Annotated in this window: 18 protein-coding genes; 10 read left to right on the top strand and 8 right to left on the bottom strand. The window is 45.3% G+C overall.

All coding sequences use genetic code 11. The annotated features are described in order from the left end of the window. Positions 1-325: 325 nt before the first annotated feature. Genes AM228_RS17475 through AM228_RS17485 form a run of 3 tightly spaced genes read left to right on the top strand, consistent with a single transcriptional unit; the run spans position 326 to position 2,571 of the window. Complete coding sequence (locus AM228_RS17475) at positions 326-1,075, top strand: FHA domain-containing protein (RefSeq protein ID WP_054467575.1); 750 nt, start codon at positions 326-328, stop codon at positions 1,073-1,075. 49 nt (positions 1,076-1,124) lie between these two features. After that, a complete protein-coding gene (avd, locus tag AM228_RS17480; protein WP_054467577.1) occupies positions 1,125-1,481 on the top strand; it encodes a diversity-generating retroelement protein Avd in 357 nt (118 codons plus the stop codon). 34 nt (positions 1,482-1,515) lie between these two features. Further along, a complete protein-coding gene (locus AM228_RS17485) occupies positions 1,516-2,571 on the top strand; it encodes a reverse transcriptase domain-containing protein (RefSeq protein ID WP_054467579.1) in 1,056 nt (351 codons plus the stop codon). Positions 2,572-2,631: 60 nt separating this feature from the next. On the opposite strand, the gene AM228_RS17490 is transcribed toward AM228_RS17485, so the two are convergent. The 5 genes from AM228_RS17490 to AM228_RS17510 all read right to left on the bottom strand — a co-directional run bounded on the left by AM228_RS17490 (position 2,632) and on the right by AM228_RS17510 (position 7,363). Next, positions 2,632-2,841 (bottom strand): hypothetical protein, encoded by a 210-nt coding sequence (locus AM228_RS17490; RefSeq protein WP_054467580.1) that lies wholly within the window; start codon positions 2,839-2,841, stop codon positions 2,632-2,634. Between the two features lie 371 nt (positions 2,842-3,212). After that, positions 3,213-5,327, bottom strand: a complete 2,115-nt coding sequence (locus tag AM228_RS35370) for an SUMF1/EgtB/PvdO family nonheme iron enzyme (RefSeq protein WP_072160818.1) — start codon at positions 5,325-5,327, stop codon at positions 3,213-3,215. Between the two features lie 4 nt (positions 5,328-5,331). After that, complete coding sequence (locus AM228_RS17500) at positions 5,332-5,976, bottom strand: 4Fe-4S single cluster domain-containing protein (protein ID WP_054467582.1); 645 nt, start codon at positions 5,974-5,976, stop codon at positions 5,332-5,334. Positions 5,977-6,608: 632 nt separating this feature from the next. Next, positions 6,609-6,938 carry a type II toxin-antitoxin system VapC family toxin gene (locus tag AM228_RS17505; RefSeq protein ID WP_231636840.1) on the bottom strand — a complete coding sequence of 110 codons (330 nt, stop codon included), beginning with the start codon at positions 6,936-6,938 and terminating at the stop codon, positions 6,609-6,611. Positions 6,939-7,138: 200 nt separating this feature from the next. Then, on the bottom strand, positions 7,139-7,363 hold the full coding sequence (locus AM228_RS17510) for a DUF2281 domain-containing protein (RefSeq protein ID WP_054467586.1): 225 nt from the start codon (positions 7,361-7,363) through the stop codon (positions 7,139-7,141). Between the two features lie 93 nt (positions 7,364-7,456). Between AM228_RS17510 and AM228_RS32915 the strand changes: the two genes are divergently transcribed. The 3 genes from AM228_RS32915 (at position 7,457) to AM228_RS17520 (ending at position 11,073) form a co-directional block, all read left to right on the top strand. Further along, on the top strand, positions 7,457-7,606 hold the full coding sequence (locus AM228_RS32915) for a hypothetical protein (protein WP_156331865.1): 150 nt from the start codon (positions 7,457-7,459) through the stop codon (positions 7,604-7,606). A 115-nt stretch (positions 7,607-7,721) separates the two neighbouring features. Next, a complete protein-coding gene (locus tag AM228_RS17515) occupies positions 7,722-8,999 on the top strand; it encodes a hypothetical protein (protein ID WP_054467588.1) in 1,278 nt (425 codons plus the stop codon). A gap of 64 nt (positions 9,000-9,063) precedes the next feature. After that, positions 9,064-11,073, top strand: a complete 2,010-nt coding sequence (locus AM228_RS17520) for an AAA family ATPase (protein WP_054467590.1) — start codon at positions 9,064-9,066, stop codon at positions 11,071-11,073. A 287-nt stretch (positions 11,074-11,360) separates the two neighbouring features. On the opposite strand, the gene AM228_RS35375 is transcribed toward AM228_RS17520, so the two are convergent. Next, positions 11,361-11,636: a hypothetical protein gene (locus tag AM228_RS35375; protein ID WP_054467591.1), complete on the bottom strand. Its 276-nt coding sequence runs from the start codon at positions 11,634-11,636 to the stop codon at positions 11,361-11,363. Positions 11,637-11,889: 253 nt separating this feature from the next. On the opposite strand from AM228_RS35375, the gene AM228_RS17530 reads away from it, so the two are divergent. Then, positions 11,890-13,044 (top strand): tocopherol cyclase family protein, encoded by a 1,155-nt coding sequence (locus AM228_RS17530; RefSeq protein WP_231636844.1) that lies wholly within the window; start codon positions 11,890-11,892, stop codon positions 13,042-13,044. 295 nt (positions 13,045-13,339) lie between these two features. Here the strand turns inward: AM228_RS17530 and AM228_RS17535 are convergent, their stop codons facing one another. After that, a complete protein-coding gene (locus AM228_RS17535) occupies positions 13,340-13,723 on the bottom strand; it encodes a DNA-binding protein (RefSeq protein WP_054467595.1) in 384 nt (127 codons plus the stop codon). A gap of 276 nt (positions 13,724-13,999) precedes the next feature. Beyond that, positions 14,000-14,128, bottom strand: coding sequence for a hypothetical protein (locus AM228_RS36265; protein ID WP_255353219.1), 129 nt, complete (start codon positions 14,126-14,128; stop codon positions 14,000-14,002). Positions 14,129-14,341: 213 nt separating this feature from the next. Here AM228_RS36265 and typA point away from each other — a divergent pair, with 213 nt between their 5' ends. The 3 genes from typA to AM228_RS17550 all read left to right on the top strand — a co-directional run bounded on the left by typA (position 14,342) and on the right by AM228_RS17550 (position 18,708). After that, entirely contained in the window at positions 14,342-16,135 is a 1,794-nt protein-coding gene (typA, locus tag AM228_RS17540) for a translational GTPase TypA (protein ID WP_054467597.1), read from the top strand. Between the two features lie 123 nt (positions 16,136-16,258). Then, the gene (locus tag AM228_RS17545) at positions 16,259-17,695 is read left to right on the top strand and encodes a site-specific DNA-methyltransferase (RefSeq protein ID WP_054467599.1); all 1,437 of its coding nucleotides are present in this window, start codon (positions 16,259-16,261) and stop codon (positions 17,693-17,695) included. Positions 17,696-17,739: 44 nt separating this feature from the next. Continuing rightward, positions 17,740-18,708, top strand: a complete 969-nt coding sequence (locus AM228_RS17550; protein ID WP_054467601.1) for an AvaI/BsoBI family type II restriction endonuclease — start codon at positions 17,740-17,742, stop codon at positions 18,706-18,708. The last annotated feature ends 39 nt before the right edge of the window (positions 18,709-18,747 follow it).

Raw genomic sequence — 18,747 nt, forward strand, 5'->3', positions numbered from 1 at the left:
TGTAGGGGCAAAGCATTTGCGCTATTAGCACTGCCCTGTCCTCCTGCCATATCCTTGTTCCCTTCTTAAAACATTCTCGATCGACAAAATCTCTCCAAAATCTCCCCAAAATCTCTCTTTGTGTCCTCTGTGTCTCTGTGGTTTCGATCCAGCCGTGTCCTTCGTTATCTCTCGTTCCCAGGCTCTGACTGGGAATGCTTCTCTGGAGGCTCTGCCTCGTGTCAGAAAAACCCGAAAAAACCCCCCCAACCCCCCCTTACTAAGGGGGGGCTTACTGATAAAATAGGAAAAAAAATCCTAGCCCCGACGTGCCCGTCCAACCACAATGGCAGACTTAATTCCCTACCTCATCATTCAATCCCCCAGTGGCGAAGAAAAAAAACTCGAACTCCGTGACACCCACTACACCATTGGCCGACTTTCTGATAATGACATATCTTTATCCGAAGATCCAAATAGTCTCATTACCCGCATCAAGCACTGTATTTTATATCGAGAAGCGGGACAATGGTTATTAACTGATAATAGCACCAATGGCACCATCGTGGAATGGGGCGAAAACCGAGAAGACATTCACCAAAAAACCATCGCCCTGAAACCGGAATCAGCGATTTTAATTCACCACTGGAAAATCACGTTTTTCGACCCCAATGCCACCAACAAATATAAAACTAAGATCGTAAAACCATCGGCAGAATTAGCGGAATTACCGAAAAAGCCATTAGAAACCAGCAGATTTATTTACAAAATCTCTCAAGCTACCTTGTATCATCAAATTGGCACAGAACGCACCGCAATTCCCTGCCGTCCCCAAGTAAATGCCATGCTGCGATATATGGCACAAAAAAATTTAGATAATCAAGGAGAACCCATTGTTTGTGAATATCAAGAACTGATTTCTGCGGTGTGGGGCAACGGGCTAGACGCGGAAGGACGCACTGCTTTAGAAGTCAATGGATTAGCCCGCGATATTCGTAAATTATTAGAAGAATATAGTAATATAAATGATGCAGAAGCAGCATTAGTCACTATCCGACGTATGGGTTATTTATTAAAAATTCAATCTGAATGGTAGTGAGGTAATTCGTGAAAACACTAAAAGGCAACAACTAAATTATCAGCTTATGGAAGAATTACCCATTATCCAAAAAACCTACGATCTAATTCAATGGTATATTCCCCTGCTCAACAAATTGCCTCGCGACCATAAAATGGCATTAGGAAGTCGAATCGTTGATGGACTTTACGACTTGCTTGAATCTCTGATTATTGCTCGATATTCATCCAATAAACTAGAATTGTTGCGGAGTTTAAATCCCAAAATCTCGGTTTTACGCTATCAAACTCGTCTGCTACTAGATTTCAAGCTATTTTCTAGCCAACGGTATGAATATGCGGTAAAACTAATTGATATTATTGGCAGCGATCTTGGTGGTTGGATTGCTCAACAAAAAGATTCATTTCCAAAAAAAATTCATTAACCATTTTTACCCAGGTAAAAATTCTATCAAACCCATGAAATCTTTCAACAATCTCTGGCCAAATGTCACTAATTTTGATAATTTACTTCAAGCAGCCCGTCAAGCCCAAAAAAATAAACGATTTCGCGAAAATGTTCTTAAGTTTAATGATAACTTAGAAACAAACCTCATTCAACTGCAACAGGAATTACAAACCAAAACTTATCAACCGAGCAAGTACAAGGCTTTTCATATTTTTGAGCCAAAAAAACGGCTGATTTCTGCTGCTCCCTATCGCGATCGCGTTATTCATCATGCTCTTTGTAATATTATTGTGCCGATATTTGAACCCACTTTTATCCCTGACTCCTACTCCAACCGAGTCGGTTTTGGCACCCATCGCGCTGTCAAACGATTTACTCAGTTCTTCCGCTCCAGTCGTTATATTCTCCAATGCGATATTCGGAAATATTTTCCCACTATCGATCGCGAAATATTAAAGTCCTTAATTCGCCGAAAAATTAAATGTCACGATACCCTATGGCTGATTGATTTAATCATTGACAACGGCAATGACCAAGAACCCATCGTGCATTATTTTCCCGGAGACGATCTTCTCACTCCCTTAATGCGACCTTGTGGTTTACCCATCGGCAATTTAACCAGTCAATTTTTTGCCAATATTTATCTTAATGGTTTCGATCGCTATCTCAAAGAGCAGTTGAAAGTTCGCAAATATTTACGCTATGTTGACGATTTTGCCTTGTTTTCTGATGACCGGCATTTTTTAATGGATGCGCGAGTTGCGATCGAGGAATACTTAGCCACTTTGCGTCTAAAAATTCATCCGATTAAAAGTCAGCTATTTGAAACCCGTCATGGAGCAAATTTTCTGGGTTTTAGAATTATGCCCGATCGCATTCGTATTTGCTCTAAAAGTCTAAAACGGGGTCGCCGTAAACTAAAATATCGCCTAGAACAATATCGCCAAGGTGAAATCGATCGCCCTACTTTAAAAAGTTCCGTAGCTAGTTGGCAAGCGCACTTAAACCACGGCGATACTTGGCGATTACAACAAAAGCTATTTGCTCCTCTCGATGACTTGCCTTAACTAAGTTATCTGGTTTGGTGGGCAAATTTTTTAGACTTAGCAATAATTTAAGGATTTGATTCATTTGCCCACCCTACAACAGGCTTGTTTTAACTGGCGAATTAGCTTATAATACAAACACGGGATGGACGATTTTAGCTGTTGCGTGGCGGAAACTGGTACAACAATCCCAGGAATTGCCGTTCGGCGCATCGTAACTACCACGATCCGGGCAATCGGAATCACAATATTGGCTTCCGTATTGGGATCTCCCTGCCGAGCACTTTTCAACTGCCAGAGTTGTTGAATGGGAATTCAACAAGCGTGCGATCGAAAAGTTCAGTTCCATCCCAGAGATATCGGTGACGGTGAGCCACTGCGGTCTTGGGGTCTCCCCAAGTAGAGCAAGTGGCGTGTCTCCCCAAGTAGAGCAACTGACGAACCCGTAGGGCGAACCCGAAGGGTATCCAAACATCAACCGGAGTCGGATATTTTAGTAGTACATCGAAAGATTATCCGACTCTATCTTATTGATTTAAAGTCAAAACTTCTCATACTTAATTACATATACTTAATTACCAACTAGCAATAAACTGAAAAAAGCTCAAAAAAAAAAGGCGCGAAGCGCCAAGAGGGAAAGAGGGAAAAAGAGTAGAGGGAAATTAAGTTCTCGGCAGGGAGATCCCAATACGGAAGCCAATATTGTGATTCCGAACGCCCGGATCGCGGGAGAAACGATGCGCCGAACGGCAATACCCGGGATCGTAGAACCAGTATCCGCCACGCAACAGCTTATTTTTTTTATGTTCCAGAAATTTTTTCAGTAAATTTTGCCAATTCCCAAAATGATAATCATTATCATTCTTATTTTTAGGTAAAACACTAGAAATAATTCGACCAAAAATAGTTTGATAATCATTATCATTATTATCTAGCCACGGACGACCATCAGTGGGGGCGCCAGTATAGCTGTCATGCCAATCATCTAAACACCATTCCCACACATTCCCATGCATATCGTGCAAACCCCAAGCATTCGCCGCATTCAGGCTACCCACCGGAATAGTCTCTCCCCGAAGAACCCCTTGCTGACCCCTGCCGTAAGTATGGTCGCCGTCGTAGTTAGCCACTTCTGTGGAAATAGTTTCCCCAAAATGAAAGGGCGTAGTAGTCCCAGCACGACAGGCATATTCCCATTCTGCCTCGCTGGGCAGACGGTAGTTTTTCCCTGTTTTCTGACTCAACCGCGCACAGAATTCGATACAGTCGTACCAACTGACCTGTTCTACGGGGCAGTTGTCCCCTTTGAAGAATGACGGGTCGGGGTCGAGGTCGCGGTGAATTTTCGGCAAATTAGCCACCACCCGCCATTGAGCCTGGGTAACTTGAGTTTGCCCCAGGCAAAATTCCGCGATCCTGACTTGATGTTGCGGACATTGACTGTTGTGATATTCCAATTCTTTATCCGGGGAACCCATCAAGAAGCTGCCAGAGGGAATTCTCAGCAGGGGAAACTCCACGCCGTTGATGCGTTCGATATAGCCTTGGTTGCTGCCCTGGTTGCGGCTGCTGATATTGCCTTGGGGGTCGAGTTTTACTACAGCGTAGGAGAATGTTTTCCAGTGGATTCCCGCCTGCGCGGGAATGACAGGAGAGTGGATTCCCGCCTGCGCGGGAATGACAGGAGAGTGGATTCCCGCCTGCGCGGGAATGACAGGAGAGTGGATTCCCGCCTGCGCGGGAATGACAGGAGGATGGATTCCCGCCTGCGCGGGAATGACAGGAGAGTGGATTCCCGCCTGCGCGGGAATGACAGGAGGATCGATTCTCTGCGCGGGAATGACAGGAGAGTGGATTCCCGCCTGCGCGGGAATGACAGGTGGTTTCAGCGCCTCTAGTACCCGTTCAGCCGTCCACCGTTGCCGTCTGTCCTCTTGCAAACAGCCCCGGACAATTGGCTCTAACTCTGAGGGAATATTATTTGGCAAAACTAAATTACCAGTCATCACCTGCTTGAGCAACTGAGTTTGTCCCTCAAAACTATAAGGAACTTGTCCGCTAACCGCATTCACCACCATAATTCCCAGAGACCAAACATCCCAAGCCGTAGAAATCTTACCTCGATCGCCGAATGCTTCCGGGGGCGTATAGGCAAGAGTGCCAATAGGGTTGGCAGTTTGGGCATAACTCTGAGTGCCCAAACTCCGCACTAAACCAAAATCAGACAATTTCCAGGTATTGTTCAGCCAGAGAACATTTCCCGGCTTCAAATCCCGATGCACTTTATTTTGACCGTGCAGGTAAACCAACCCCGCCGCCACATCCCCAGCCAATTTTTTCGTATCGGCCACGGACAGCTTGCCCTGTTCTAGGCGCTTCTCTAGGGAATATTCGGCTTTTTCCATCACTAAATAAAGAAAGTCAATCCCATTTAACTGGCAATCTCCTGCTGCATAAGAGCGGATTAAATTAGGATGGTCTAAACTAACCGCTTCAATCAGTTCCTCAAGTTGCTCGTTCAACCCCCCCTTGCCCCCCCTTACTAAGGGGGGGTTGGGGGGGTTGGGGGGGTTGGGGGGGTTGGGGGGGTTCTGCCCAGCCTCGCTGTCGTCGGCAATCAACTTAATCGCCAATTCTCGCAGCAGCCGGTCTCGGACTACTTCATCGGCCAGAAAAACGCCCCCAAAGCTCCCGGCGCCGAGCACTTTTCTTAAATGGTACAGGTCTTTGATTACCTCTCCTACGAACACTTTGTATAGCAGTTCAGCTTGATTCATTTTTCTAAACCCGAATGATAATTCCGCGTTTTTGCATTTGTGCCTCGAACTGTTGGCGAAATTGAGGCATCCCCGGCACGCCAGTAAAATAAACCTCCCCATTGCTTCCAGACACAAAGGTGAGTCCCGCTGAGTTGTCCCCAGCCGCCAAACGTTCTGCCACCGTGACTCGATACCGTGGGGTCAAGCAGAGCAAACGCTGATTCCGAGAACCCCGCCACAATAGGTCATCGTGTTGGGACTGAATATATGTCCCATCTACCAGTAAATCAATTTTTTGCAACAATTGTCTTTGGGAGTTGATTCCCTGTTGTTGAAGTGCTTCCAGTCGATATCCCGTATAGCACATTACTCCTAAATCCCGTTCTTGGCGAATCAGATCGATTAACTGAGTTAAAGCCCCTGCTTGGATCATCGGTTCGCCCCCAGATAAGGTAATGCCTTCGATGTGCGGTTGCCCCAATACCCAGTCAGCCAGTTCCCCCAGGGTAATTTCTTCGCCACCGTTATGATCCCAAGATTCGGGAACGATACAACCGGGACAAGCGAAAGCACAGCCTTGAACCCAGATAACCGCTCGTTGTCCGGGTCCCAATACTCCCACGGGGGCTTCTCGACGAAAAATGCGTAAGGTGGTTTGCGGTGTCATAAGCCTGAAAGATGTTTTAAATGTTGCTATTCGTAGTCTGGCATTTTGTCAGCAGTGGCGGAATGACAGGAAGATGCCAGTCTTATGGTAACTGCATGGAAATTAAGATCGTAGGGTGGGCAAATGAATCAAAGCCTTACAGCGGTTTTCTTTCTTACTGAACCACGATCTGACCCGCGCCCAAGCGTAGGGGCGAATGCGAGAACGCCCCTACATTTAATATTTTTCCTCGTTTTCCTCGTTCGTTTTCCTCGTTCCCAGGCTCCAGCCTGGGAATGCCAGTCGAGAGGCTCTGCCTCGCGAGGGCTGGTTATAAGTAGGTGGGCAGAAATAAATGCACCACAGACCAGATCGGGAGAAAAACTGTCATTCCCGCGCAGGCGGGAATCCACAGCCTATCGGCGGGGAACGAAAAGTGCAATTAATTATGTTCACCTACTTACCAAGTTATACCAAGCATCAAAAATTATTGCTACGATTTCGAGGTTAATTTGGGCGCAAGCATTGCGCCCCTACAGATGCCAAATCACCAGATATTGTAGGGGCGAATGCGAGAACGCCCCTACATTTAATATTTTTCCTCGTTCCCAGGCTCCAGCCTGGGAACGAGAATGGAATCTTGCCCATCCTACTTACCAAATTGTCTGAATATTAGTTAAGGATTGAATTTGCGCGTCGCGAGTGACTAAGGGAAGATTCAAAGATAACGCAGTGGCGGCAATAATCCTATCAGGCATATCTGGCACTAGATGGCGGGGAATCTGACGCAAAGTTTGTGCTGTTATTAAATTTAAAGGGGCTATTTCTAATTCAGTCTCCGCATCGGATAAAGCCTGAATTAGTTGCCCAAATGCCTCTTCTGGCAATCGATATCTTTCCACTAGATAGCCTACTTCTACCACAGAAATCGCTGATACATAAATCAGATATCCTCCTGTAGATGCAGTATCTAAAGCATTCATAGCGGCTGGCGATAATCGAGTATGATCGCGCAAATAAGTAGGTGGGCAGAAATAAATGCACCACAGACCCAATGAGAAAAAAACTGTCATTCCCGCGAAGGCGGGAATCCACAGCCTATCGGCGGGGAACGAAAAGTGCAATTAATTATGTTCACCTACTTACCAGATAATTGTATGAGTGTCAGCGACAACGGCTGTCATTAAAAATCCTCTCTGGGAAAATTTCCCCACATTTCCTTTCTAGCTTGGGCGATATCTGCTTCCGTAATATTGATATCTAAATTATTCCACATTCCTTTAACACTTTTCCGAGGTTTTTTAGAAATGATTTTTTGTTGAAGAAACTCAGCAAAATCTAAAACTTCTTGTTGCTTATCTGGGGGCAATGTCTGCAACTTATCTAAAACGGCTTGCTCTAAATTCATTGTTAATTTTCTCCGTAATTATAAGTAGGTGAACATAATTAATTGCTCTTTTCGTTCCCCGCCGATAGGCTGTGGATTCCCGCCTGCGCGGGAATGACAGTTTTTCTTCTAATGGGGTCTGTGGTGCATTTATTTCTGCCAGTCTACTTACCTGATTTTTTTCATGTTTTAGCCAATATGCTCCGGCGATCGCATTTTTGCCATGACTTTGAGCTAATTACTATCCTATCAAATTCCATGTAAATTCCATATTCCTGACATTCTTCTCCTATGGAGTTTTTCCCCAACCAACCTTAGTCTGGAGATAACCCTAGAAACCGGGTTTCTGCATCAACACTATATATAAGGAGAAACTCCCATGAGTGGTAGCCCTAAATATTCCAGTGCGGAACTAGACCGCCAACGCCAAGAAAAACTGGAACGCGATCGCCGAGAACGGGCAGCAGAAGAAGAACGGCGCCGCCAAGAAGCGGCAGCCCGGGAAAAGCAACGTCGCCTAGAAAATCGTCGGACTAAAGTGCGGGAACAGGCGCAAAAGTTTCAGGCTGAATTGTCCCAACAACAAGCTAACCTGTATCCCAAGGCAGCCCAAACTCTGCAACAACAACTGCAACAGCATCAGCAAAAGATCCAGACAGCCCAGTCCGAACCGACTTTACAAGAAATTTCTCAGCATCTGGAACAATTGCAACAGGAAATGCAGGTTCATATTGCCCAAAAACGGCGCGATGATGAGGAGAAAAAGCGCCAAGCGGAACTGGACCGGCAACAGTTTGCCCTGGAAGAGTTGCAACGGCAACTGGGGCAAATTCCCGATGGGGCTAAGTTTGCCCCCCAGTCTGAAGCTGATATAGCACAAAAGCTGCAAAATGTCAAGCAATTCATCCAAACTGGCAACCCGATCGCAGTCCGACAACCCCTGCAAGCGGCAGAACAAGCCCTGGCACAACATCGCCAACGAGTGACCGAGCGCCGCGCTGAGTGGCAACGACGCCAAGCCCAAGCAGAACAACAGTTAGGAGACTTGCAAGCCCTGATTGCCGGACTGCAAGCAGACCCGGTAGTGATGCGGTGGCAGCCCCAAGAAGTCGCGCAACTGGAAAGTCAAATCGCGGCGGCAACACAAGGGATTACCTCGGAACAGTTCGAGGTAGTGGGTGAAATTCTGGCCACTTGCCAACAGCAAAGCCAAAATACGATTAAAACTGCCAACGCCGCCCAACTTAAAGCAGACCAACGGGACTACATTGCCGATAGTATCGCCCAAAGCTTAGAGTCTCTGGGTTTTAGCATTCTCGCCCGCCAAGCGGAACATCCCGATAACCCTGCCAGTGCGGTAATTTTGGGCGCGGCCACCTATGCGGGGAAAGGTATTAGCGTTAGCATTCCCGTGGAAGGGGAAGTTTTCTACGATGTGGAGGGCTATAGCAAGAGTACGGAAGCGGCTGTGGGTGGGGGTTCGGCGGCAACCTGCGATGAAGCCGAAGCGGTGCTGAATGAAATGGGCAAAATTCTGGAAACGGAGTTTGGGGTACAAATGGGCGAGTTGCAATGGGAGGGAAAGGACCCTAACCGGAATATTCACCAAGCGGATAGCCTCCCCCGTAGTCAGGGTTCGCGATCGCGGACTGCGTGAATCTGAATACACCAAGCGGGCGCAAGCATTGCGCCCCTACACCCCTAGTTTCGAGGACACCACTATGAATCTTCCGCTAATTTCCGCTCGTTGGATTTCTGACTTTGACAAACAACTACACCGCCGCAGTCATATTCTCCTTTACGGTGATATTCACGACCCCTTAGTATGGCGGGGAAACTATCTGTCTATTCAGGACTTTCTGAGCAGCTATTTCCAAGAACTCGACTTTAACCTGATCCTCCGCTATGACAGTATTGATGGGTTCACCTTTGCCGAACCGCAGATGCAGCAAGAGTTCCAGCGGATTTCTCAGGAACAACTCCGCCATCGTCATGGGGCAGCCCCAGACCTGCAACCTCCTAATCCTAATCCTGCTCCTAATGGTAATCCTGCGATCGCACCACCTCGCGGCAACCCAGGGGCTGTTCTGCAACAACGTGGCAATGCTCAACTAAATCGCCGCATTCCCCCAGAAGAAGCGTTCGGACAATTGCGTTCTGTCCTCTGCCAAACCGAAACCGCGATCGCCGCAGTGATCGATTTGGGAGATATGCTCACTGCTGACCCCGATCGCTATGCTACGGAAGAACGCAACGCGCTGATTTTGCTGCAACGCTGCACTTTAGAAGCGGCGACGATCCAAGCAGGAACACTTCGAGGCTACCGCAATACGGTGATAATTTTGGCCAGCGACTTGAAACGAGTTCCCGTCTGGTTCTACAACAACAATCCTTATGTAAATTTAGTCCAAGCCACCTATCCCAACAAAGCCGAACGAAAATATTTTGCTTTGCGCTTTGGGGCAAATTTCTATGAGGGCGATCGGCTAAATGCGCGATCGGCTAACCCAAACCAAGCCTCGGAACTCGAACAAGTGGCCGAAGAATTCGCCGACCTCACCGACGGGTTTAAAACGATGGACTTAGAAGCCCTGCGTCTGACGTCAATTCAAAACCGTCTGCCTTTGAATCAACGAGACGCTATGCGCTTAGTGGACTTCTATAAATTCGGACAGCGAGACGAACCCTTTGAACAACTCAGCCGGGAAAAAGTGTCTCGGGCTGCGGAAACTTTGTCCCAAGAAGTCATCGGACAACCTCGGGCAATTCAAGCGGTGACGGATATGCTGACCACAGCGAAGGTGGGCATCAGCCTCAGCCAAGTTCGCGGACGCAACAGTAAACCAAAAGGCGTCTTTTTCTTTGTCGGTCCGACCGGGGTGGGCAAAACGGAGTTAGCCAAATCTCTCAGTCGTTTGATTTTTGGAGACGAGGAAGCTTTCGCCCGGTTTGATATGAGTGAATATAAAGAGGAACACGCTGCGGAAAAGTTGGCCGGTTCTCCTCCGGGTTTTGTGGGCTATGAAGAAGGGGGACAATTGACCAACCGCGTTTTAGCCAATCCCTATAGCATTTTGTTATTTGATGAGATTGAAAAAGCACATCCAAAGGTATTGGACAAGTTTCTGCAAGTTCTCGAAGATGGTCGCTTAACTGATGGTAAAGGGCAGACGGCTTATTTCAATCAAACGGTAATTATTTTTACTAGCAATATCGGGGCTTCTGATTTAACCGACCCGCAAACCGGGGCGCTAATTCGTCCCGGAATTATGAATCAAGTACAGCATGGGGGGACGAGTCAGTACACTTATGACCAAGTTAACCAGCATTTTCGTGAGGAAGTAAGCTGGTATTTTTCCAGCCGCATTGGTCGAGCCGAATTACTGAACCGCTTAGGAGATAATATTGTCGTGTTCGACTTGTTGCGATCGCAATTTGTCACGCAAATTGGTCAGAAGTTTTTGGGACAATTGCAAGCATCATCCCAAGAAAAATATCGGTTATTCCTGAAATTTGATGCATCGATTTTAACCGGGTTAACTGATGCCATGCAAGCCGGAGATAATTTGCTGTTTGGCGGTCGGCGGATTAAAACTTTACTAGAGACTTTGGTAGAACGACCTTTAAATCGGTGGATTTTTGATAATTATGTCAATCTATCAGAGATGGCTGGACAAACTTTAGAATTAAGTTTAGAGGTTGATAATAAATTGCGGGTTCAGCGTTCATAAAATCAATAAATCCGCATTGGGGGCTTTATGTCAAAAAGAGTTTTTGGCACCAATGGTGTATGAAGGATATTCTACATCTCAGGTAATTGAGACAAAGGCTAGAACAAGTGTTATTACTCAATCTCAAAAAAGGTCAAGTCATAATTAGGCATAATGCCCGGTTCCATCAAGGAAAAAAGTCAGATAATTAATTGAGAATGCGGGTTGTGAATTATTATTTTTACCAAAGGGAACAGGCAACAGGCAACTACTGCTACAGACAACAGGATGCTAATGAAAGAGGTGAATTATGAAAGAGGAAAACTCTCTCTTCTCTCTTCTCTCTTCTCTCTTCTCTCTTCTCTCTTCTCTCTTCTCTCTTCTCTCTTCTCTCTTCTCTCTTCTCTCTCCTCCGAACCGCGTTCCCCAATATTCTCCTGACTTAAATCCAATTGAGCATTGGTGGCAAAAAAATCAAGAACGCTATCAAAAAAGAACTCCACCAGTATGATTTTAATCTCGATAAGGCGGTAGATGCAGTATTTGCGTATTTGTAGCAACGCCAGCGCGAAGCCTGCCCCCATGCAGCCTGCCCCCGTGCAGACGGGGGACGGGGGACGGGGGGAATCAAAACCTCATAATGTACCTCATAATATAGAAAAGTGCTGTATCTTTTGTGTAAATACTACTGTGCAAATACTATTGTGCAAATCATAGCAAATAATACAGAGACTATTGTGATTTAAAACGTAAAATATGATAAATTAAAATATCAAACAGTTTGCATATTATTAATTTACTCAAATCAAGAACTTAGGGAGGATGTCTTTGTCTCCAATTACTTCAACTTTTCAACGGAAAAATTTCCTACAAACTCCCCATAGTGGCTATCACTGGGATGGCAGCGATCGCCGTTTTTTTGAAGGCTGGTATTTTCGCGTGACTTTGCCAGAACATCGCCAAAGTTTTGCCTTCATGTATTCCATTGATGACCCCGCTGGGGGAACCGCAAATGCTGGTGGTTGCGCCCAAATTTTGGGGGCTAATGAACAATATTTTTGCCGAACTTTTCCCAATGTAAAAACTTTTTGGTCTGACTCCCAATCTTTGGCTTTAGGTCATTGGGGAAAAGTTAATGCATCGGCGAATAACTCTAATAACTATATTAAACCCAGATATTTAAACCCGGAGGAATTTAATGCCACCCTTGCCGAAGGGTATCAAGTTACTGCTACTTGGCATCAGGGCAAATTACAAGACCCCAGAACTAAACAATGGTGTTGCTGGGAATATCAAATTCAGCCGGTTTATGGCTGGGGCGATGATACCAGAGGGCAGCTATCAACCGGGGGAATTTTATCGTTTTTGCCGATTTTTGAACCGGGATGGCAAGTTTTAATGGCGCATGGTTTGGCTACAGGTTGGATTTCCTGGAATAACCAGCGTTATGAGTTTAATCATGTCCCCGCTTATAGTGAGAAAAATTGGGGCGGTTCTTTCCCCTCTAAATGGTTTTGGATTCATTGCAATTCCTTTAATAAATACCCGGATTTAGCTTTAACTGCTGCCGGGGGAAAACGTCAAGCATTATGGTGGCTGGAGTCCGTAGCAGCCATTGGCATTCACTATCAAAATAAATTCTATGAATTTGCCCCGTGGAATGCAGAAGTAAGCTGGGAAGTTGCCCCTTGGGGTTATTGGTGGATGACCGCAACTAATGATTACTATTCAGTGGAATTAGAGGGGATGACGAATCAGTCAGGAACCCTGGTCAGAGTCCCCACAGTTGATGGTTTACAGTTCCGTTGTCGCGATACGACCCAAGGTGATTTAAGATTGCGATTATGGGAAAAAAATTCCCCCAATTCTCCGCCTATTTTACAGGCAAATAGTAGTTTGGCAGGGCTAGAAACTGGGGGCGAACCTTGGCAAGAAACTTGGCGATCGCCTGTATCCGCAGTTAGTCGTCAGCAAGAGGCGATCGGCTATTAGACAATTCTGGCAAAATATCTGGCAAAATAAGCGATCGATCCTCCCAACCCCCCCTTAAAAAGTAAACCACACCCGTCGGGGATTAAAATCCCCGCCTCATAGCGCAAGTCGGTTTTAACCGACTAATCATGCTTGGTAGGGGTCAACGACCGTTGGCCCCTATAACAGCCCTTGACCCGTAAAGAATTTTAGTCAGTTTTAACCGACTGTAGGGGTCAACGGCCGTTGACCCCTACAGTCGGGATTTAATTCCCTGGCGGTTAATGTGGTTTATCTATCTGAAAAGCCCTGTAAGCTAAGTTTTGACCAATTCTTCTGCGACATTTTCAGTAACTACATTGTCAGTAACCGGGTAATCTATTTTTTCCGGTTCATTATCAACTTTAACGGTTAATTTTAATCCCACAACTTGCAGCCATTCAGCTAAATTATAAATCACCTCACTGCCACCATTAGATAGCAATCGTTCCAGCTTTTCTAGGTGAATTTTAACTTCTTCTGGGGTGAGGCGATCGCCTGCCAATGCTTGAGCAACATCTTTGAGGGCCAAAGCCAATATTGCCTGGTCGGGTGCTTCGTCTTTTTCTAATTCTAAATGAGTTTCCACATAGCCAACGGCATAGTTGCGATCTTTTAACTTGGCCATCAAAAAATCATCATAAGATACAGATTTATTCATAGTTTTAACTCCGATATTCTAAATAGCCCCCTTTTTACAGCGGTTTTTAGATTAAAAAACCACATTAACCACATTAACCACATTAACCACATTAACCGCCAGGGAATGAATTCCCTGGCTAATAGCTAAAGTCGGTTAAAACCGACTGAAATTCTGATAAATACAAGCATAATTAGTCGGTTTTAACCGACTTGCGCTATGAGGCGGGGATTTTAATCCCCGACGGGTGTGGTTTACTCAGTCTGGTGTAAAAGCTTTCTTGTCTAGCTTTCTTGTCTAGCTTTCTTGTCTATCGATCGTAGTTTTGGCTTTTTCGTCTTGGAGAGAATCAAACCACTTGGAAAAAGGAATCTTTCCCGCAGGGGTGATGTAAAGTTGAATATCTCTTGGTTGTGCTTCTGCCATATCATTCTAGCTAAGGTATCTTTGAGAAACAGGGTTTCTTGGTCAACCGTCTCACTTGAGTACCAAGTCAGCCCCGAGACAGAAAACTGAAATTTAACCAAAAAATCTGATTTCTCAGGATTGATCTGGTTAAATTACCAACTTGATCTGTTACAATTATTCATAAATTCTGCTGAATACAAACTAATATCACGTTTATCCTAGACGCAAGTTATGAGTCTTCCCATTCGCAACGTCGCTATCATTGCCCACGTCGATCACGGCAAAACCACTCTGGTGGATGCCCTCCTGAAACAATCTGGTATTTTTCGTGAAGGGGAAGACGTCCCTGATTGCGTCATGGACTCCAACCCCCTGGAACGGGAACGGGGGATTACGATTCTCTCCAAAAATACCGCCGTTCGCTACAAAGACACCTTAATTAATATTGTGGATACCCCCGGTCACGCTGACTTTGGCGGTGAAGTGGAACGGGTGCTCGGCATGGTCGATGGTTGTTTGCTAATTGTTGATGCTAACGAAGGGCCGATGCCACAAACTCGGTTTGTGCTGAAAAAAGCCTTAGAAAAAGGACTTCGCCCTATTGTGGTGGTGAACAAAATTGACCGCCCTCGCGCTGAACCTCATGGGGCAGTGGATAAGGTTTTAGACCTGTTTTTGGAACTCGGCGCCGACGACGATCAGTGCGAATTCCCCTATTTATTTGCTTCCGGTCTAGATGGATATGCCAAGAAAAACCTGGAAGAAGAAGGGGTGGATATGCAGCCACTATTTGAGGAAATCCTCGCCCATGTCCCAGCCCCGGTCGGCGATCCTACGAAACCCCTGCAATTACAAGTGACCACTTTGGATTATTCCGAATATATCGGTCGGATCGTGATTGGTCGGATTCACAATGGCACCATCAAAGCTGGGCAGCAAGCGGCTTTGGTGAAAGAAGATGGGTCAATTGTTAAGGCCAAAATTACTAAATTGATGGGCTTTGAAGGGTTAAGCCGCGTGGAAATTGCGGAATCCTCAGCGGGTAATTTGGTGGCAGTGGCGGGTTTTGCCGATGCGAATATTGGCGAAACTATTACTTGCCCCAATGAACCCCAAGCCCTGCCACTGATTAAGGTGGATGAACCTACTTTACAGATGACTTTCTGGGTGAATGATTCCCCGTTTGCCGGACAGGAAGGCACTTTTGTTACTTCCCGTCAGTTGCGCGATCGCCTAATGCGGGAACTGGAAACCAACGTTGCCCTACGGGTGGAAGAAGCGGACACCCCAGATAAATTATTAGTGTCCGGTCGTGGGGAACTGCACCTGGGTATTTTGATTGAAACCATGCGCCGGGAAGGTTATGAATTCCAAGTTTCCCAGCCCCAGGTGATTTACCGGGAAATTGGCGGTCAGCCTTGCGAACCGTTTGAATGTTTAGTCCTGGATGTCCCCGAAGAGGCGGTGGGTGCTTGCATCGAACGCTTGGGACAGCGCAAAGGGGAAATGCAAGATATGCGGGTGATTACTGGGGGTCGGACTCAGCTAGAATTTGCTATTCCCGCACGGGGATTAATCGGTTTCCGGGGTGAATTCCTGCGGATCACCCGTGGGGAAGGGATTATGAACCATAGCTTCTTGGATTATCGTCCTTTATCTGGGGATGTGGAAACCCGCCGCAATGGGGTGATTGTGGCTTTTGAAGAAGGAACCGCTACTTTCTATGCCCTGAAAAACGCTGAAGATCGCGGAGTTTTCTTTATTACTCCCGGTACTAAGGTGTATAAAGGCATGATTGTGGGCGAACATAATCGTGCTCAAGATTTGGATTTGAATGTCTGCAAAACCAAGCAGTTGACGAATATGCGATCGGCTAGTGGCGATGAATTAGTTCAGCTACAAACGCCGATTGATATGAGTTTAGAACGGGCGTTAGAATATATCAGTTCTGATGAACTGTTGGAAGTGACCCCGGAATCGATTCGTCTGCGGAAGATGAACGCGAAGAAGTTAGCGAAACGCTAAAGAAAACCCTGGAAAAAATATGGGGGCAACCGCAGAAGAAACCGGGTTTCTGTGCAGAAACCCGGTTTCTGGCTTAATTTTTAACTTAATCATATAGACAAAATTTTATAGGCAGGATTTTTAATGGCGATCGGTCTGTCAAGCATCTCTAATATCATCCCTCAAGCAGAAACAGAAAATCTCAGGGAAATTGATATCCTTGACAAGCAATTATATGACCACTTTAAAACTAAATTTTTAGTCCAATCCTCCCTGACTAGACTTTTAGTCAGCTTTCAGGCAAATAAAACCAAACCAATGTATCGGTGGTACAAGTATAAAGAGGCGTTTTCCGCTTCTTTGGTGGAGTTTTTATTCCAGAAATATGAGATTTTCCAAGGGAAGATTTTAGATCCTTTTGCAGGGAGCGGGACGGCTTTATTTGCTGCCGGGGATCTGGGTCTTGATGGTGATGGCATTGAATTATTGCCCATTGGTCAAACCATAATTGAGACGAGAAAAATTTTTAATTCTGAATTTACCTCCGATGATATTGCCCGTTTAAAAGACTGGGTTAAATTGCCGTTATGGAAAAATTTTGAACATGAAACAAGTCTGCCAGAATTTAGAATTACTCAGGGGGCTTATTCCCTAGAAACTAAAACAGCCATTGAGGAATATATAGCCCGGTGCGATCGCGAAAATCCCAGAGTAAAAGCAGTTTTAATGTTTGCTTTACTTTGTATCTTGGAATCCGTAAGTTATACCCGAAAAGATGGGCAATATCTGCGGTGGGATTATCGTTCTGGTCGGGGTTCGGGGAAAAAACCTTTTAACAAAGGTGAAATTTTAACCTTCGAGATTGCCATCAGTCAGAAAATCAATGAAATCATCAATGATTTAGAACCAAACATAGAGCAAATCGAGCTTTTTCCCACCCAAAAGCCGCAAGGTCTGATTAATTTGTACAAAGGATCTTGTTTGGAATTAATGCCCAGTTTACCTGATGCCAGCTATGATGCTATTATGACCTCTCCCCCCTATTGTAATCGATATGATTACACTCGTACTTATGCCTTAGAACTGGCTTTATTGGGGGTTTCAGAACAGGGATTAATTGAGTTTCGTCAGCAAATGTTAAGTTGTACGGTTGAAAATCGTCCTAAAAATTTGTTAGCTATTAATTCAAACTGGGAATTGGCTGTAAATCTGGCAGATAGTCAATCTCTATTGCAAGCTATTTTAAAATATTTAGATAACCAAAAAATAGAAGGTTTATTAAATAACAAAAATATCCCCAGAATGGTCAAAGGATATTTCTATGAAATGGCTTGTGTCATCCAAGAATGCTCTCGTGTCCTTAAACCAGGAGCGCTTTTATTTATGGTTAATGACAATGTGCGTTATGCTGGGGCAAGCATTTCCGTGGACATGATTCTTTCTGCCTTGGCTGAAAAAGTAGGCTTTATTGTAGAGAATATTCTGGTTTTACCCAGTGATAAAGGCAACAGTAGTCAACAGATGGGAAATCATGGCCGCGACCCTTTAAGAAAGTGTGTTTATGTATGGAAAAAGCAATAAATGAGATGAATTTAAATCAGATTAATTTAAATTAATTTAAATCTATGAGCGCTTATCTTAACCATCTGAAATCTAGTGACGATCTGGTGACAACTTATGAAGCCACCCGTGCCGGATTTGTAGCCCTTGCCCTGGAGAGAAATCGACAGGCTGCACCTTATATTGCCGAAGCAAAAGCACTTCAAGCAGCGGCAAGTCAAGCTGTCAGTGCGGCTGATTTGCTCAAGATTAAGGATATTGAGGTGGGATTGTTAACAGCGGCAGGACTATCTCAAAAATCTCTTAATTATTTGACTCCAGAAGATAAAATTGATGCAATCAATGGGCTGATTCAGAATTTTCTTGAGCCAGCAGCGGCAAATTTTGTGGAGGAATTGGTGTTTAGATTTCTCCTGACTCGTGGTGACACCCTTGGTGGTTCAATGCGTAATATCGGTGGAGCATTAGCACAAAGAAAGTTAACCCGTGCTATCCTTTCGACTCTGAAAATTGCAGGTCGTCAATATTCTTGGCAAGATTCCAGGACTAAACAATGGATAGCCATGACCAATGATGATATAGAAATTGAGTTATCTTTACGCGGGATAAACTGGCAGAGTGAAGGAGAGAATCGCACCCTAATTTATAATCTGAAGGTGCCATTAGTCAGGAGCAATGTGGATCTATGTTTATTTAATCTTCCCCCGACCGAACTGGTAGTGAATAAATCCAGTAAAATTCAGCCATCTGAAACTGCACCATCTATCATCGCTTTGGGTGAACTAAAAGGAGGCATAGATCCAGCCGGAGCAGATGAGCATTGGAAAACAGCACAAGCCGCACTAAATCGGATTCGGGAAGCATTTTCTAAAGTTGGCTATTTTCCTAATACTTTCTTTGTCGGATCGGCAGTAGCAAAAAGGATGGCCGATGAAATTTGGCATCAACTGGAGGAGGGGACGCTCACTAATGCGGCTAACCTGAATCAAGAGAATCAAGTTGCATCGATCGCTCGTTGGCTATGCAATTTATAACTGGGGGCAACCCCAGGAGAAACCGGGTTTCTGTGCAGA

Origin of the sequence: Planktothricoides sp. SR001, assembly GCF_001276715.1 — a bacterium.
Taxonomy (GTDB): domain Bacteria; phylum Cyanobacteriota; class Cyanobacteriia; order Cyanobacteriales; family Laspinemataceae; genus Planktothricoides; species Planktothricoides raciborskii.

Coding starts and splice junctions, on each gene's coding strand:
- AM228_RS35375 (WP_054467591.1), bottom strand. CDS start 11,636: ATGGGGGCAGGCTTCGCGCTGGCGTTGCTACAAATACGCAAATACTGC.
- AM228_RS17515 (WP_054467588.1), top strand. CDS start 7,722: ATGAGTGGTAGCCCTAAATATTCCAGTGCGGAACTAGACCGCCAACGC.
- AM228_RS17535 (WP_054467595.1), bottom strand. CDS start 13,723: ATGAATAAATCTGTATCTTATGATGATTTTTTGATGGCCAAGTTAAAA.
- AM228_RS36265 (WP_255353219.1), bottom strand. CDS start 14,128: ATGGCAGAAGCACAACCAAGAGATATTCAACTTTACATCACCCCTGCG.
- AM228_RS17520 (WP_054467590.1), top strand. CDS start 9,064: ATGAATCTTCCGCTAATTTCCGCTCGTTGGATTTCTGACTTTGACAAA.
- avd (WP_054467577.1), top strand. CDS start 1,125: ATGGAAGAATTACCCATTATCCAAAAAACCTACGATCTAATTCAATGG.
- AM228_RS17505 (WP_231636840.1), bottom strand. CDS start 6,938: ATGAATGCTTTAGATACTGCATCTACAGGAGGATATCTGATTTATGTA.
- AM228_RS17485 (WP_054467579.1), top strand. CDS start 1,516: ATGAAATCTTTCAACAATCTCTGGCCAAATGTCACTAATTTTGATAAT.
- AM228_RS17500 (WP_054467582.1), bottom strand. CDS start 5,976: ATGACACCGCAAACCACCTTACGCATTTTTCGTCGAGAAGCCCCCGTG.
- AM228_RS17550 (WP_054467601.1), top strand. CDS start 17,740: ATGAGCGCTTATCTTAACCATCTGAAATCTAGTGACGATCTGGTGACA.
- AM228_RS17545 (WP_054467599.1), top strand. CDS start 16,259: ATGGCGATCGGTCTGTCAAGCATCTCTAATATCATCCCTCAAGCAGAA.
- typA (WP_054467597.1), top strand. CDS start 14,342: ATGAGTCTTCCCATTCGCAACGTCGCTATCATTGCCCACGTCGATCAC.
- AM228_RS32915 (WP_156331865.1), top strand. CDS start 7,457: ATGACAGTTTTTCTTCTAATGGGGTCTGTGGTGCATTTATTTCTGCCA.
- AM228_RS17510 (WP_054467586.1), bottom strand. CDS start 7,363: ATGAATTTAGAGCAAGCCGTTTTAGATAAGTTGCAGACATTGCCCCCA.
- AM228_RS35370 (WP_072160818.1), bottom strand. CDS start 5,327: ATGAATCAAGCTGAACTGCTATACAAAGTGTTCGTAGGAGAGGTAATC.
- AM228_RS17475 (WP_054467575.1), top strand. CDS start 326: ATGGCAGACTTAATTCCCTACCTCATCATTCAATCCCCCAGTGGCGAA.